The 14,399-nt window shown below is 61.2% G+C and carries 14 protein-coding genes and 1 pseudogene; 11 read left to right on the top strand and 4 right to left on the bottom strand.

Annotated features, from left to right (window positions below; all coding sequences use genetic code 11):
- Window positions 1–183: 183 nt before the first annotated feature.
- Window positions 184–1,530, bottom strand: coding sequence for an MATE family efflux transporter (locus AC3I65_RS09970; protein ID WP_047227656.1), 1,347 nt, complete (start codon window positions 1,528–1,530; stop codon window positions 184–186).
- A 574-nt stretch (window positions 1,531–2,104) separates the two neighbouring features.
- Between AC3I65_RS09970 and AC3I65_RS09965 the strand changes: the two are divergent.
- From AC3I65_RS09965 to AC3I65_RS09925, 9 genes and pseudogenes are all read left to right on the top strand, one after another.
- Window positions 2,105–3,049, top strand: a pseudogene (locus AC3I65_RS09965) (methyl-accepting chemotaxis protein); the annotation flags it as partial.
- A gap of 11 nt (window positions 3,050–3,060) precedes the next feature.
- A complete protein-coding gene (locus tag AC3I65_RS09960; protein WP_047227658.1) occupies window positions 3,061–3,429 on the top strand; it encodes a response regulator in 369 nt (122 codons plus the stop codon).
- 15 nt (window positions 3,430–3,444) lie between these two features.
- A complete protein-coding gene (locus AC3I65_RS09955; RefSeq protein ID WP_047227659.1) occupies window positions 3,445–3,729 on the top strand; it encodes an STAS domain-containing protein in 285 nt (94 codons plus the stop codon).
- A gap of 39 nt (window positions 3,730–3,768) precedes the next feature.
- Window positions 3,769–5,868: a chemotaxis protein CheA gene (locus AC3I65_RS09950; RefSeq protein ID WP_454864861.1), complete on the top strand. Its 2,100-nt coding sequence runs from the start codon at window positions 3,769–3,771 to the stop codon at window positions 5,866–5,868.
- A gap of 33 nt (window positions 5,869–5,901) precedes the next feature.
- On the top strand, window positions 5,902–7,560 hold the full coding sequence (locus tag AC3I65_RS09945; protein ID WP_047227660.1) for a methyl-accepting chemotaxis protein: 1,659 nt from the start codon (window positions 5,902–5,904) through the stop codon (window positions 7,558–7,560).
- 40 nt (window positions 7,561–7,600) lie between these two features.
- On the top strand, window positions 7,601–8,137 hold the full coding sequence (locus AC3I65_RS09940) for a chemotaxis protein CheW (RefSeq protein WP_047227661.1): 537 nt from the start codon (window positions 7,601–7,603) through the stop codon (window positions 8,135–8,137).
- Window positions 8,134–8,970, top strand: coding sequence for a CheR family methyltransferase (locus AC3I65_RS09935; RefSeq protein ID WP_047227662.1), 837 nt, complete (start codon window positions 8,134–8,136; stop codon window positions 8,968–8,970). Before AC3I65_RS09940 ends, AC3I65_RS09935 begins: the two co-directional genes overlap by 4 nt.
- A complete protein-coding gene (gene cheD, locus AC3I65_RS09930) occupies window positions 8,967–9,464 on the top strand; it encodes a chemoreceptor glutamine deamidase CheD (protein ID WP_047227663.1) in 498 nt (165 codons plus the stop codon). Before AC3I65_RS09935 ends, cheD begins: the two co-directional genes overlap by 4 nt.
- 2 nt (window positions 9,465–9,466) lie before the next feature.
- The gene (locus tag AC3I65_RS09925) at window positions 9,467–10,540 is read left to right on the top strand and encodes a protein-glutamate methylesterase/protein-glutamine glutaminase (protein WP_047227664.1); all 1,074 of its coding nucleotides are present in this window, start codon (window positions 9,467–9,469) and stop codon (window positions 10,538–10,540) included.
- Window positions 10,541–11,107: 567 nt separating this feature from the next.
- Here the strand turns inward: AC3I65_RS09925 and AC3I65_RS09920 are convergent.
- The gene (locus AC3I65_RS09920; RefSeq protein WP_488523674.1) at window positions 11,108–12,025 is read right to left on the bottom strand and encodes a DMT family transporter; all 918 of its coding nucleotides are present in this window, start codon (window positions 12,023–12,025) and stop codon (window positions 11,108–11,110) included.
- 111 nt (window positions 12,026–12,136) lie between these two features.
- Between AC3I65_RS09920 and AC3I65_RS09915 the strand changes: the two genes are divergently transcribed.
- Together AC3I65_RS09915 and AC3I65_RS09910 are read left to right on the top strand one after the other, a co-directional pair.
- Window positions 12,137–13,003, top strand: coding sequence for a LysR substrate-binding domain-containing protein (locus tag AC3I65_RS09915; RefSeq protein ID WP_274091202.1), 867 nt, complete (start codon window positions 12,137–12,139; stop codon window positions 13,001–13,003).
- A gap of 14 nt (window positions 13,004–13,017) precedes the next feature.
- Window positions 13,018–13,242 (top strand): hypothetical protein, encoded by a 225-nt coding sequence (locus AC3I65_RS09910; protein ID WP_076385358.1) that lies wholly within the window; start codon window positions 13,018–13,020, stop codon window positions 13,240–13,242.
- Window positions 13,243–13,543: 301 nt separating this feature from the next.
- Here AC3I65_RS09910 and AC3I65_RS09905 read toward each other — a convergent pair whose 3' ends face one another.
- Window positions 13,544–13,945 carry a hypothetical protein gene (locus AC3I65_RS09905; RefSeq protein WP_076385360.1) on the bottom strand — a complete coding sequence of 134 codons (402 nt, stop codon included), beginning with the start codon at window positions 13,943–13,945 and terminating at the stop codon, window positions 13,544–13,546.
- Window positions 13,932–14,378 (bottom strand): hypothetical protein, encoded by a 447-nt coding sequence (locus AC3I65_RS09900; protein WP_139050612.1) that lies wholly within the window; start codon window positions 14,376–14,378, stop codon window positions 13,932–13,934. The genes AC3I65_RS09905 and AC3I65_RS09900 overlap by 14 nt, the downstream gene beginning before the upstream one ends.
- Between the last annotated feature and the right edge of the window lie 21 nt (window positions 14,379–14,399).

The raw sequence follows: 14,399 nt of genomic DNA, 5'->3' as shown, positions 1-14,399 counted from the left end.
GAAATCCTCGGTGATGGCGGTAGGAGAATGCCGGCCACTGTAACATCGCCAGGCACCGAATCCCTGTGGGAGCGAGCCTGCTCGCAATGGCGGTGGGTCAGCGCGCATCGATGCCGAATGTGCCGACGCTATCGCGAGCAGGCTCGCTCCCACAGGTTTTTTGTTGTGTCAGAAAGCGCAGAGCTACACCAACCGCTCAATCCGCTGATGCTGCCAGACCATCTTGTAGTACAGGGTCTGCAACACCAGCATGCTCAAGTAAGCCACCGGAAACGCCATCCATACCCCTTGCAGGCCGAACTGCGCGTCCAGCAGGTAGGCCACTGGCAGCTGAACGCCGACGATGCAGAAGATCGAAATCGCCACCGGCATCAGCACCGTGCCGCTGGCGCGCATGATGCCGCCGACCACCGCCTGGAAGCCGAAGACCAGCAGGCTCCAGAGCATGATGTGCAGCAGGTGTTCGGCCTGGATTCGCGCCGCCGGGTCGGTGATGAACAGTCCCAGCAGCCAGTGAGACAACAGATACCCCAAGACCACCAGCCCACCGGTGAGCCAGACGTTGATCAACAGCCCGGTGCGCAGGATCGGCCCCAGACGCTCCAGACGCCCGGCACCGATGGCCTGGGCGCCGAGGATCGAGGCGGTGATGGCAATCGACAACGCCGGGAACTGCACGTAATTGACGATCTGCGTCACCGCGCCATAGGCCGCCGTGGCCTGGGACCCGTGGCCATTGACCAGCGCCAGGATCACCAGCTCCGACAGTGAGATCACCACCATCTGCAACCCCGTGGGCAGGCCGATGCGCAGCACCTTGCCGAGGATGTCCATGTCCAGGCGCATCGCCGCGAACAACGCCCGGTCCGGCGCCAGGGCGTGCTCGCGACGGTTCAGGCGCCACGCGAGCATGACCATGGCCGACGCCGTACCCACCAGCCCCGCCAGCGCCGCGCTCTCGATGCCCATCTGCGGCAGCCCCAGCCAGCCGCGAATCAGCGCCGGCGTCAGCAGCAGCCCGACGCTGGTGGACACCAGCAAGGCCAGCATGGGCGACAGCGTATCGCTCACCCCGCGCAGCAACTGGGTAAACACCACGAACACCAGCAGTATCGGCAGGATCCACATCATCACCCGGGCATAGGACACCGCGTCCTCCAGCACATCGGCCGGCGTCCCCAGCCCCTGCAGCGCCTGGCGCGCGAACACAGTGCCGAGCACCGCCGCCACCAGCCCGATGATCGCCGCCAGCAATAACGTGGTGCCGGCAATCGCCTTCACCGTGCCGGTTTCCCCGGCGCCGTAAGCCTGCCCGATCAACACCCCCGCTCCCGCGCCCAGGCCAATCACCAGCGCGATAAAGAAAAACAGGATGGGAAACATGCCTGATACCGCCGCCAATGCCTGGGTGCCGAGCATCTGGCCGATGTAGATGCTATTGAGCGTGCCGGACATCGATTGCAGGAAATTGGACAGGACCATGGGGGCCAGGAACAGAAGGTAGATTTTCCAGAGAGGCTGGGTGGGCATGAGGGCTCGTGATGGCAGGTTCAAAATCCGATGCGGGGTAATTTAGCTTATTCCCGGATGGTGGTGAGGGAATCTGTGGGAGCAAGGCGCAAGGGGTTGTGGGCGACTCATCTGTTCGTCAGGGCGCCTCGACATTTCAGCGACTGCGTCTAATCTCAGATAGCACAGTGCCACTCACTGGGCAGGTCAACGCCCTCGGCCATGCAGGAATCGGACGACCGGTCTTAAAGTCCGGGGTGGGGTCGCAGATAACCAGTTATTCGTAAATAACCTGTTAGCAACACTGTTCAAGGACCGAACCATGACGTCGTATTCACACGGTCATTCCCATTCCCAAACTCCGCCGCGCATCCTTTGGTCCAGCTTGTTTGTGGCCCTGATCGCGAGCGTCGGCCTGTTGGTTCTCAACGGCCCAAGTACACAAAACCTGGGGTTGTGTGCCGTGCTCCTGGCCATTGGCGCCGGGGTCGGCGTGTGGGCTGCCCGCGCCCAGCACCAGCAGATCGACAAAGCCGTCGCCGCCGCCATTGCCCATCACGCGCTACACGCCGCCGACCACTTGAACCATAAGGCCAGCGCGCAACTCAACGAAGTCATCCTCGGTGCCATGCCGATCTGGGCCAAGCAGGTGGAAAGCTCCCGGCAGCAGACCGAAACCGCGATCGTCTCGCTGACCAATCGCTTCACCGGCATCTCTTCACGCCTGGAAGATACCGTGCAAGCTTCGCAACTGGCCGCCGGTGAGCTGGCCGGCAACAGCAGTGGCGGCGCCGTGCAGGTGCTGGCCCAAAGCGAAGGTGAGCTGGTCCAGGTCATCGACTCCCTGAAAGCCACCCAGGCCAGCCGCGATGAAACCCTGGCCCAGGTGCGCAACCTCACCGCCTACACCGGCGAGCTGCGGACCATGGCCGCCGATGTCGCGGCCATTGCCGCGCAAACCAACTTGCTGGCCCTCAACGCCGCCATCGAAGCCGCCCGTGCGGGCGAAGCCGGGCGCGGTTTTGCGGTGGTGGCCGACGCCGTGCGCAGCCTGTCGAGCAAGTCCAGCGAGACTGGCCAGCAGATGTCGGCCAAGGTCGACATCATCAATAGCGCCATCACTCAACTGGTCCAGGCCGCCTCCAGCGGCGCGGATCAGGACAGCCAGTCGGTCAGCGTCTCCGAGGACAGCATCCAGCGCGTGCTGGAACGCTTCAAGAGCGTCACCGGGCGGCTGGCCGAATCGGCCGACCTGCTGCAGCAGGAAAGCTTCGGTATTCGCGACGAGCTCACCGAAGTGCTGGTCAACCTGCAATTCCAGGATCGGGTCAGCCAGATTCTCAGCCACGTGCGCGACAACATCGAGGACCTGCATGTGCATATGCAGCAGGCCAGTCAGTCGCCCGACCAGGCCGTTTCCATCGATGCCCGCCAATGGCTGGCGCGCATGGAAACCACTTACGCCACCGAAGAACAACGCCGCAACCACCACGGCGAATCGGGCGCGCACCAGAATTCACAGGAAATAACCTTCTTCTAGGAGAGCCGTTCATGGCTAAAAGTGTATTGGTTGTCGACGACTCCGCGAGCGTCCGGCAGGTCGTCGGCATCGCGTTGAAAAGTGCCGGCTACGACGTGATCGAGGCCAGCGATGGCAAGGATGCACTGGGCAAGCTCAATGGCCAGAAGGTGCACCTGATCATCAGTGACGTGAACATGCCGAACATGGACGGCATCACCTTCGTCAAGGAGGTCAAGAAGCTGGCCAGCTACAAGTTCACGCCGATCATCATGCTCACCACCGAATCCCAGGAGTCGAAAAAACTCGAGGGCCAGGCGGCGGGTGCCAAGGCCTGGGTGGTCAAGCCGTTCCAGCCGGCGCAGATGCTGGCGGCGGTGTCCAAGCTGATTCTTCCTTGATTCGCGGAGAGTGAAATGCCCTTGCTGTACGAAACACAGGACGACACCGCGCAGGTGCAGATCGACGGCGAGCTGACGATCTACACCGCCGCCGACCTCGCCGCGCAGTTGCTGCCGCGCCTGGGGGCGACGCCGCGCATGGCGCTGGATCTGTCGCAGATTACGGAAATGGACGGCGCCGGCCTGCAACTGCTGATGATGGTCCAGCGCGAGGCTCCCAAGGCCGGTACCCGCCTGGAGATAACGGGCCACAGCAAGGCCGTCACGGAAACACTCGCCCTGTGCAACCTGGTTGTATAGAGACCTCGCAACACGTCGGACACGACAAAGGATATGAGCGTGAGCATCAATCTCGATCAGGCACAACAAACGTTCATCGTCGAGGCACGGGAACAGTTGCAGGCGATGGAAGAGTCCCTGCTGCAACTGGAAAGCGACCCGGGCGACGATGATGCTATCGGCGCGATCTTCCGGGCGGCCCATACGATCAAGGGCTCGGCCGGGCTGTTCGGCCTGGAACCCATCGTCAGTTTCACCCACATCGTCGAAGACGTGCTCGATCGGTTGCGCAATGGCAGCGTCGAAGTGGACGCCGGCCTGATCGCCGTGCTGCTCAAGTCCAGTGATCACATGCTGGAGCTGATCAATGTGGTGGCCAACCAGGGCGCGAAACTGGCGCCCCCGGCCCTGGCCCGGGAAATGGAGCTGTGCCAGATCCTTCAGGAATATCAGGCGCCCTCGCCTGCCGAAGCCCCGAAGCCCGCCGAAGCAAGCGACACACAAGCGCCCGCCGAAACGCGCCTCTGGCATATTGCCCTGCGTTTTGGCCCGGAGGTGTTCCGCAACGGCATGGACCCGCTGTCATTTCTGCGTTACCTGCAAACCCTCGGTGAGATCATCCACATCACCACGCTGACCGACGCAATGCCCTCGGCCGAAACCTGGGATGCCGAGTCCTGCTACCTGGGGTTCGACATTGAGTTCAGTTCGGCTGCCGGCCACGGGGCGATCAACGAAGTCTTCGATTTCGTGCGCGAAGATTGCCAGATCCAGATCGTCGCCATTGATGACCCCGTGCCGCAGACGAACACCGGGCTGGTTGCCACCACTCAAGAGCAGGCTGACCCCAACACGGCAATGGTCACCACCGGCGAACTGATGCCGGACCAGCGTTCGGCTGCGCGCATGCCCGCTCAGGTCACGCCCGACAAGCAACCGGCAACCAGCGACGGCAAGGCCAAGGACGGCGCCTATGTGCGGGTCAACGCCGACAAGCTCGACGAGTTGATCAACCTGGTGGGCGAGCTGGTCATCGCCAGCGCCGGCGCCAGCCTGCTGGCCCGCCACTGCAACGACGACTCGTTGCAAGAGTCAACTTCAACGGTGTCCGGGCTGGTGGAAGAGATTCTCGACGGCGCCTTGCGTCTGCGCATGATCCCCATTGGTGAAACCTTCAACCGGTTCCGCCGGGTGGTGCGCGATGTCAGCCAGGAACTGGGCAAGGACATCGACCTGATTATCAGCGGTGCGGAGACCGAGCTGGATAAAACCGTGGTGGAAAAAATCGGTGACCCGCTCATGCACCTGTTGCGCAACGCCATGGACCACGGCATCGAAACCGCTGAGGCGCGGCTGGCAGCGGGTAAACCGGCCAAAGGTCATCTGCACCTCAATGCCTATCACGACTCAGGCAGCATCGTGCTGGAAATCGCCGACGACGGCGCCGGCCTGAACCGTGACCGGATCCTGGAAAAAGCCCAGGAACGCGGCCTGGTTGCCCTTGGCGCCAGCCCCACCGACCAGGAAATCTACAACCTGATCTTCGAGCCGGGTTTCTCCACCGCCCAGGCCGTCACCAACCTTTCCGGGCGTGGCGTGGGCATGGATGTGGTCAAGCGCAACATTACCCTGCTGCGCGGCACTGTCGACCTGGACAGCCAACCGGGCCAGGGCACCGTGGTGCGCATCCGCCTGCCGCTGACGCTGGCGATCATCAATGGCTTTCTGGTGGGCATCGGCCAGTCCACGTACGTCATTCCCCTGGACATGGTTCAGGAATGCATCGAGCTGAGCGAGGACGACGGGGTTTGCAGCCGCGAACAAGGCTACCTCGACCTGCGCGGCGAAGTGCTGCCGCTGGTGTACCTGCGCGATCACTTCAACCACGAAGGCCCGGCCTCGCGCCGGCAGAACGTGGTGGTAGTGCGCTACGCCGAACTCAAGGCCGGGCTGGTGGTGGATGACCTGCTCGGTGAATTCCAGACCGTGATCAAACCCCTGGGCAAGTTGTTCGGCGCGCTGCGCGGCATCAGCGGCTCGACGATCCTGGGCAGCGGCGCTGTGGCGTTGATTCTCGACGTGCCGGCGCTGCTCACGCAGATCGCCCAAATAGACAACCGCTACACCTCGACTCAATCACAACAAGCCACTGCTCGCTGACGCTTTAGCAATTCCATGGAGAGGTACTTCCCAATGAAATGGTTCTACGATCTTAGAATCGCCACCAAACTGATCACCTCGTTTCTGGTGGTGCTCGCGTTGACCGCCGTCATGGGGGTGTTCTCGATTATCCAACTCAACGAGGTCAACGGCACAACCATCGAGATCCGCGAAAACTGGATGACTTCGATGCGCGCCGCCTCGGGCATGCGCTTCTACGCGGCGAACTATCGCCTCAAGGAAAATCGCCACATTTCCGCTGACTCCGAGCAGGAGCGCACGGCCATCGAAAAAGAAGCGGACGAAGCCAAGCAGGGTTTCGAAACGCGTCTGGCGACCTATGAAAAACTGCTGTCCAGTGCCGAAGATCGCCAGCTGTTCGACACTGCCCGCAGTGACTGGGCCGCGTACCTGGCCGTTAGCAAAGACCTGTTCGCACTGTCCCGACAAAATCTGCTCAACGAAGCCCAGACGTTGCTCAAGGGCGAATCCAAACGTCATTTCGACCTGGTGACCGCCGACCTGCAGAAACTGGTTGAGCTCAATGCCGCCGGGGCCGACGTGGCCAGCGCCCATGGTACGGAACTGTATGAGAATGCGCGTCTGTCGATCATCGCCGTGCTGGTTGCCGCCCTGCTGGTGGGCCTGGGCCTGGCACTGTTCATTTCCCGGATCATTTCCCGCCCCCTGAAACAGGCGGCCTTGGTTGCCGAGCAACTGGCCGAAGGCAACCTGAACGCGAAAATCGAAAGCGGCTCCAAGGACGAAACCGGCATGGTGCTCAACGCCATGCAAAACATGGTGGGCAAGCTGTCCCATATCATCGGTGAAGTGCGCAACGCCGCCGACAACCTGGCCAGCGCCTCCGAAGAAGTCAGCGCCACCGCGCAATCCATGAGCCAGGCCACCAGCGAGCAGGCGGCCAGCGTCGAAGAAACCAGCGCCTCCATCGAACAGATGAGCGCCAGCATCAACCAGAACACCGAGAACGCCAAGGTCACCGACGGCATGGCCAGCAAAGCCGCCAAGGAAGCCACCGACGGCGGTGAATCGGTGCAGCAGACCGTGGTGGCGATGAAGAAAATCGCCCAACGCATCAGCATCATCGACGACATCGCCTACCAGACCAACCTGCTGGCGCTCAACGCTGCAATCGAAGCGGCCCGCGCCGGTGAGCACGGCAAAGGCTTCGCGGTCGTCGCCGCCGAGGTGCGCAAACTGGCTGAACGCAGCCAGGTGGCGGCCCAGGAGATCGGCGAGCTGTCGTCCAGCAGCGTCGACATGGCCGAGAAGGCCGGGCATCTGCTCAACGAAATGGTCCCGTCCATCAACAAGACCTCGGACCTGGTGCAGGAAATCAGCGCCGCTTCCGAAGAACAGGCCGCCGGCGTGGCGCAGATCAACACAGCCATGACCCAGCTCAACCAGGTGACCCAGCAGAATGCTTCCAGCAGCGAAGAATTGGCCGCCACCGCAGAAGAGATGAGCAGCCAGGCCGAACAGCTGCAACAGGCCATGAGCTTCTTCACCTTGGACGCACCAGCCAAATCGGCCAGCCAGCCACTGAAGGTGGACAACACGCCAGGTCCGTCCAGTCGCAAGACAGCCCGTGCGCCCGCGGCGGTGATGCCCAAGGCATTTGCCTACAACATGGCCAGCGCGCCAGACGAATCCGAATTCACCCGGTTCTGACGGTCCGGCCCTACGGGCTTCGCTTAAAAGGAGAAAAGGCATGGGCGCCATCGCGACCACACGTCAAGCCGCCATCGCGGTTGAGGAAGAAGCGCAATACCTGACGTTTATGCTCGGCACGGAGATGTTTGCCATCGGCATCCTGTGCATCAAGGAAATCATCGAGTACGGCAACCTGACGGTGGTGCCGATGATGCCGGCCTTCGTACGCGGGGTGATCAACCTGCGCGGCGCGGTCGTGCCGGTGGTGGACCTGTCGGCCCGGTTCGGCCGACAGAACTCGGCGATCACCCGGCGTTCGTGCGTGGTGATCATCGAGGCCAACACCGAGGACGGCCCCGCCCAGGACATCGGCCTGCTGGTGGACACGGTGTCGGCGGTGCTGGAGATCCCGGCTTCGCAGATCGAACCGCCACCGAGTTTCGGGGCGAAGATCCGCGCCGATTTCATCAGCGGCATGGCCAAGGTCGACGGCAAGTTCGTGATCGTACTGGAGGTAGACCGAGTGCTGTCCATCGATGAAATGTCGCAGCTGGCCCAGGCCAGCCCTGCCGCGCTGGAAGCTGAAAACCAATGAACGCAGACACCTGCAAGGAACGCACTGTGAACTCATTGGCGCTCAATGACCGTGAGTTCAGCCAGTTTCAAGCCTGGCTGTATCAAGCCGCGGGCATCAACCTGTCACCGGCCAAGAAGGCCTTGGTGGCCGGGCGGTTGTTCAAGCGCCTCAAGCACTATGAGCTGGGCAGTTATGGCGAGTATTTCAAGCTGATCATGAGCGGCCAGCGCACCGAGGAATTGCAGGTGGCGCTGGACCTGCTCACCACCAACGAAACCTACTTTTTCCGCGAGCCCAAGCACTTCGATTTCCTGCGCGAACATGTGCTGCCCCATGCAACGCCGGGTAAAACCTTCCGCCTGTGGAGCGCCGCCAGTTCCTCGGGTGAAGAGCCCTACAGCCTGGCCATGACCCTGGCCGAAGGACTGGGCACCACACCTTGGGAAATCATCGGTTCAGACATCAGCAGCCAGGTACTGGCCAAGGCCCGTTCCGGACATTACCCCATGGAACGCGCCCGTACCCTGCCCCAACCGTTGCTGGTGAAATATTGCCTGAAGGGCACCGGCAGCCAGCAAGGCACATTCCTCATCGACCGGGCGTTGCGCAGCCGGGTCAACTTCATCCAGGTCAACCTCAACGACACCTTGCCGGAGCTGGGCGAGTTCGATGTCATTTTCCTGCGCAACGTCATGATCTATTTCGACCAACCCACCAAAAGCAAAGTGGTCGCCCGATTGCTCCCACGGCTCAAGTCCGGCGGGTATTTCATCGTGAGCCACTCCGAAAGCCTCAACGGCGTATCCGATGCGTTGAAACTGGTGGCACCTTCGATTTATCGCAAGCCATGAGCGCCGCGCTCAAGCAAATGCCCGAGGTGTATCTGGCGCCCGGCGAGTTTCGTTTCGCCACCAGCCCGACTCGCCTGCGCACCATTCTCGGCTCTTGCGTGGCCGTCACCCTGTGGCATCCGGAGCGCAAGATCGGCGGCATGTGCCATTACATGTTGCCCAGCCGGGCGCGCTGCTCCACGGCGCTGAACGGCATGTACGCCGACGAAGCCATCGAACTGTTCGTCCGCCAGGCAAAGGCCCATCGCACCGAACCCGAGGATTACCAACTCAAGCTGTTCGGCGGCGGCGAAATGTTCCCGGAGCTGCAACGCCAGGTGCCGTTCGGCGACGTGGCGCGGATGAACGTCAACGCAGCGCTGGAAATGGCCGCGCTGTACCGCCTGGACCTGATCGCCCAGGACATGGGCAGCACGGGCTACCGAAGCATCATCTTTGACCTGTGCAGCGGCGACGTGTGGGTCAGGCATCAACCGATAAGGACCCGGCATTAACCATGTCAAAAAAGATAAATGTACTGCTGGTGGATGACTCTGCCGTGGTTCGCCAGGTACTGCTGGCGATCCTCAGCGACACGCCGGACATCCATGTGATGGGTGCGGCGTCCGATCCGATTTTCGCCATGGACAAACTGGCCCGGGAGTGGCCCGACGTGATCGTGCTGGATGTGGAGATGCCGCGCATGGACGGCATCACCTTCCTGAAGAAAATCATGAGCGAGCGTCCCACGCCGGTGGTGATCTGCTCGTCCCTGACGCCCAGGGGCGCCGAAACCACCTTGCAAGCCATGGCCGCCGGCGCGGTGGAAATCATCACCAAGCCCACCAGCGGCTTGAAGAATTTCCTGCTGGAGTCGGCACCGGAGCTGATATCGGCCATTCGCGCCGCCGCCCAGGTCAACGTCAAAAACCTGGGCCGGCGCCCTGCCCCGGCGCCGCTGACCCCAGCCACCAAACTCACTGCCGATGCCATGCTGCCAGCCGCCAACGGCCATGCCATGGCCCAGACCACCGAACGCATCGTCGCCCTCGGCACGTCCACCGGCGGCACCCAGGCCCTGGAAGCGGTGCTGACCGCCTTGCCACGGGTGTGCCCAGGCATCGTCATCGTCCAGCACATGCCGGAAAAATTCACCGCCTCGTTTGCCGCCCGACTCAACAGCCTGTGCCAGATTGAAGTACGCGAAGCCCGCAACAACGACCGTATCCACCCGGGCCTGGCCCTCATCGCCCCAGGCGGCAAACACATGATGGTGACCCGCAGCGGCGCGTTCTATCACGTACAAGTGGTGGATGGCCCCCTGGTCAACCGCCACCGCCCATCGGTGGACGTGCTGTTTCGCTCAGTGGCCAAATTCGCCGGCCGCAACGCCACCGGCATCATCATGACCGGCATGGGCGACGACGGCGCCCGCGGCCTGAAAGAAATGCTCGACGCCGGCAGCAGCACCGTGGCCCAGGACGAAGCCAGCTGCGTGGTCTTCGGCATGCCCAAGGAAGCCATCAAACTCAACGCCGCGCAGCGGGTGATGGGGTTGCAGGAGATTGCGCAGGTGATTTTGCATCGGTAGGCGCTAAGGACTGCTCCCCCGATCCACACAGAACTCATTGTGGGAGCAAGGCTTGCCCGCGATGCAGGCGATACAATCTTTCAGCAACCGAGGCGCCTGCTTCGCGAGCAAGCTTTGCTCCCACAACGGGGATAAATCCCCTCGCCACAAAAAGCGACCGGGTTTGCTTCAGTATTCCGCTGAAGCATTCCTTTGCCACAGGGCCACCTTGTCTGCGGGCTTGTGTCTACACCGGCGAAATCGTCGCCAGCACGCCAATCAAAAGGGTCAGTGCCAAAAAACCACCCAAAAAAATCGCCATCTTCGTCATGAGCACTCCTGGAGCAGAAAACTGCGCTACACGGGCGGTTTGATAGGCAAACCGCGTGGCTATTCTGAGGTGGGAACTGGGTTGATTACAGCGGCAGCTTTAACAGAAAAATACGGATCAGACAGAACGCGTAGAACCGTGCCTCACGACCGTTGTGAAGTCAGCCGACGACTCTCGTTTTCGCCATTGCAACGGTTCGTCAAGCTGGAGTTGCCTTTCGCAACCCTCCGACGTCATTGCCTACAACCACTACAGAATCAGCTGGCATTTGCCCCCTTCACCGGCTCAAGATTCAACGCCAGCATGTTCATCAACACGATAACCGCCCCAACCACCACCATCACTGACGGGCGCTCGGCCAGCACCAAAGAAGCCATCAACATCGCGGTGGGCGGTATCAGGTAAAGCGCCATGGAGGCGCGGCTCACGTTGCTATGCGCCAGCACGTAAGCCCATGCGAGGTACGCCAGCGCGCTGGGAAAAATACCCAATATCAGCACCGCCAGATTCACCGAAACAGAAGCGTGTTGTGCGTCAATTAGCAGTCCCGGCGCGAAAATAAATAGCAGGACTGTGCCCGACCAGACGGTGTAGCAAACCATGGTCAATCCATCGTATCGATAGGCATGACGTTTCTGGAGAGAGAAATACAGACTCCAGGACAGCGCCGCCAGCAGGATCAAGAGTCCATGGGCGTTCATATCACCCAAGCCACGATCCCCCGCCACGACCACGGCAGCGCCAAACAAGCCGCACACTACGCACCCCCACTGCCAACCACTGACTCTGTCCTTGAAGAAAAAATGTGCGAGTAAAGCGCTGAACAAAGGCGTGGACTGGGCGAGCACACTGGCGGCCCCGGCACTGACACCACGCTGACCGTAATTGAGCGCAATGTGGTGCAAGCTCACAGCGAAGAAACCCAGCACCGCCAGCAATGGCAGGTCCCTGAGACGCGGCCGGGAAATACCCTTGACCATCGCGACCAGGGCCATGAACACCGAAGCGATGAGAAACCGCATCAGCGCCAAGTGACCCGGATCGTAAGCCTGCAAGCCAATGCGAATGCCAATCGGAGAATAGGCCCAGCAAAAAATCACGAACATCGTCGCGAGGATAATTCTCGCACCGGGTTTGCTGGAGGAACCGTCGAACGACACACAACGCGTTTCCATTTAGAAGTCCCTGCCCCATTGAGCGTCTGCCGATTTGCCTCGAAGTATCGAAACCACCTCACATCAGCACAAGTGACTTAAACTCAACCCACCATTCACTTTGGGTGAGCTATGGAACTGTCCCAACTGCGCATGCTCAAGACGGTCTGCGACACCGGCAGCATCGCCCGTGCCGCTGAAGTGCTGCACTGTGTGCCGTCCAACATCACCGCACGCCTCAAGTCCCTGGAGCGGGAGCTCGGCACGCCGTTGTTCTTCCGCGAAGGTCGCGGACTGCGAGTCAGCCCGGCGGGTGAAGTGTTTGTGGGGTACGCGACAAAAATACTGAACCTGACAGAAGAAGCCCGCCGCGCAATAGCCCCTGATAGCGCGCCGAGCGGCCCGTTGCGCATTGGCGCGATCGAGTCCAGCGCCACGGGGCGTCTGCCCCAGTTGCTGGCCAAATACCACGCGCAGTACCCGCAAGTATCCCTGGAACTGAGCACGGGCACCTGGGCTCAGCTGCTGGACGATGTCCAGCATCACCGGCTCGATGGCGTGATCGTAGCGGTGGACATGGAGCGACCTGGACTCAAGCGAGCCGTGATGTACCGCGAAGACCTGGTGCTCATCGCCTCCGAGTCCCACGGCCCACTGCGCAGCGCGGCAGATTTGCGAGGCAAAGCGATCTTCATGTGGCCCACGGGCTGTCCGTACCGCTTGGCGCTGGAGCAATGGCTGCTACGCCATGAGCAAACGCAGCCGATCATCAGCATCGCCAGCTACGGCGCCATCGTCGGCTGCGTCAGTGCAGGTGCAGGTGTCTCGCTGGTGCCCCGTGGGATCTATGAGCAATACCGCCAGGGGGCTGGTTGGACGGGGTATGAATTTCCCGAGCTGGCGGGGATCGATAACCTTTTTTATTGGCATGAAAACGCCGGTCGGCATCCTGCCAGAGAGGCGTTTTTGGCGATGCTGCAAACGGAGTTCGAGGGCTAGCTGCACCGCCCTCCCTGTGGCGAGGGGATTTATCCCCGCTGGACGTCTTGCACGCAACCGCTGATTACCGCATCCGTGTGGTGACTCAAGTACTGGAAAACATCGCGTTCCGATCCGAGATCGCCAGCGACACAGTGGTGCTTTCGGACTTGGCGCAACTTTTGGTAATTCCGTTGCGTGATGGGTGTGATTTGCTGGAAGTGATTGGTCGACGGCTTCAGGCGCAGGTTGAACATTGACAGCGTTTCGGGCGCTTAAAGCGCCCGTTTCTGCTTAGCTGGCCGATGAGTTCTGCACGGACTTCCCTCGTTGCATGCATTCGACCTTACCTGCCATTTACATCGGATTTGACCACCTATGATTGGCAGAGAATGGCCTTTGCTGCCCATCGCACGCCCTCACCGCACTGATGCCTGATAATCACCCAGAAGTACCGCAGCTTACTAAGCCGTTTCGCAAGAGCGAGCTCGCGGCAAATCACTGGACGAAGTTTCCGAGGGTGAAGTTGTAGCGAACTGAGTCGTTTCAGCTAGCCAACCCTCAGCGCGCCTCCCTGTTAGTCTTGCGCAGCAGTTCGTGGGCCATCTCGATGGCCTGCTCGCGTGAGGCGGCGAACAGCAGCGGGTAGCCCCAGACCTTGGCGAACAGGCCGGCGAATGCCTTGAATCCCAGGCGCTTTGCCGCGCTGGGTTCGACCATGATCAGGGCCAGAACCAGGCTGCGCAGTTGCGCCTTGTGCTTCTTCATCCACAGCGTGGTGCGTTTCTTTTCTTCTGGTGAGTGCTCATGGTCATCGCCGGGTGGCGTTTCGCTGAGCAGCACGAAGGGTTCGCCGCGCTGCAGGTTGGCTGCGAACTCGTCGAAGTCCTTCTGGGTATCGTGCCCGGGCTCGTGGGCGAAACTCATCCACACCAGCGGGAATTCAGCGCTATTCATCGGCATGGCGGGTTCCTTTGCGGTTGAGGTGACGCCAGCTGGCGGCGATGGCGAACACTCCGGGCAGGGTGATGAAGAATACCGCCGAGAAGGCGACGTACCAGCCGTCGCGCAGCCCGTCGGTGACTCCGCCCAGGGTATTGAGCACGACCAGCAGGCTGCCGAGGATCAGGACAGCCCACTGGGCCTTGCGGGTTTCGATCAGGGCGAGGAGCACCGTGACGATCCAGGAGCCATAGAAGGTAGGAAACACCCAAAGCATGCCGGGCTCGAAGGTAATCGCCGGGGCGGTGCCCTGTGCTCTCACAAAGTCGTTTACGTAGAAGAACAACTGGAAGGTCACGAAGAGCACTGCGCCAGCAGTAGTCGTCAACCAGAACAAGGTGACCTTGTTCGCATTGTGTATCGCCAATACGTGAACCGGGTTTTGGGTAGGCATGAGCACGTTCTCGATGTTCAA

This window comes from Pseudomonas sp. N-1-13 (assembly GCF_057787095.1).
This window is presented reverse-complemented; position numbering and strand designations above follow the sequence as displayed.

Bases quoted from the DNA above. Each gene is read 5' to 3' on its own strand.
- AC3I65_RS09970 (WP_047227656.1), bottom strand. From the start codon at position 1,530: ATGCCCACCCAGCCTCTCTGGAAAATCTACCTTCTGTTCCTGGCCCCC.
- AC3I65_RS09960 (WP_047227658.1), top strand. From the start codon at position 3,061: ATGGCTAAAAGTGTATTGGTTGTCGACGACTCCGCGAGCGTCCGGCAG.
- AC3I65_RS09955 (WP_047227659.1), top strand. From the start codon at position 3,445: ATGCCCTTGCTGTACGAAACACAGGACGACACCGCGCAGGTGCAGATC.
- AC3I65_RS09945 (WP_047227660.1), top strand. From the start codon at position 5,902: ATGAAATGGTTCTACGATCTTAGAATCGCCACCAAACTGATCACCTCG.
- AC3I65_RS09940 (WP_047227661.1), top strand. From the start codon at position 7,601: ATGGGCGCCATCGCGACCACACGTCAAGCCGCCATCGCGGTTGAGGAA.
- AC3I65_RS09935 (WP_047227662.1), top strand. From the start codon at position 8,134: ATGAACGCAGACACCTGCAAGGAACGCACTGTGAACTCATTGGCGCTC.
- cheD (WP_047227663.1), top strand. From the start codon at position 8,967: ATGAGCGCCGCGCTCAAGCAAATGCCCGAGGTGTATCTGGCGCCCGGC.
- AC3I65_RS09925 (WP_047227664.1), top strand. From the start codon at position 9,467: ATGTCAAAAAAGATAAATGTACTGCTGGTGGATGACTCTGCCGTGGTT.
- AC3I65_RS09920 (WP_488523674.1), bottom strand. From the start codon at position 12,025: ATGGAAACGCGTTGTGTGTCGTTCGACGGTTCCTCCAGCAAACCCGGT.
- AC3I65_RS09915 (WP_274091202.1), top strand. From the start codon at position 12,137: ATGGAACTGTCCCAACTGCGCATGCTCAAGACGGTCTGCGACACCGGC.
- AC3I65_RS09905 (WP_076385360.1), bottom strand. From the start codon at position 13,945: ATGCCGATGAATAGCGCTGAATTCCCGCTGGTGTGGATGAGTTTCGCC.
- AC3I65_RS09900 (WP_139050612.1), bottom strand. From the start codon at position 14,378: ATGCCTACCCAAAACCCGGTTCACGTATTGGCGATACACAATGCGAAC.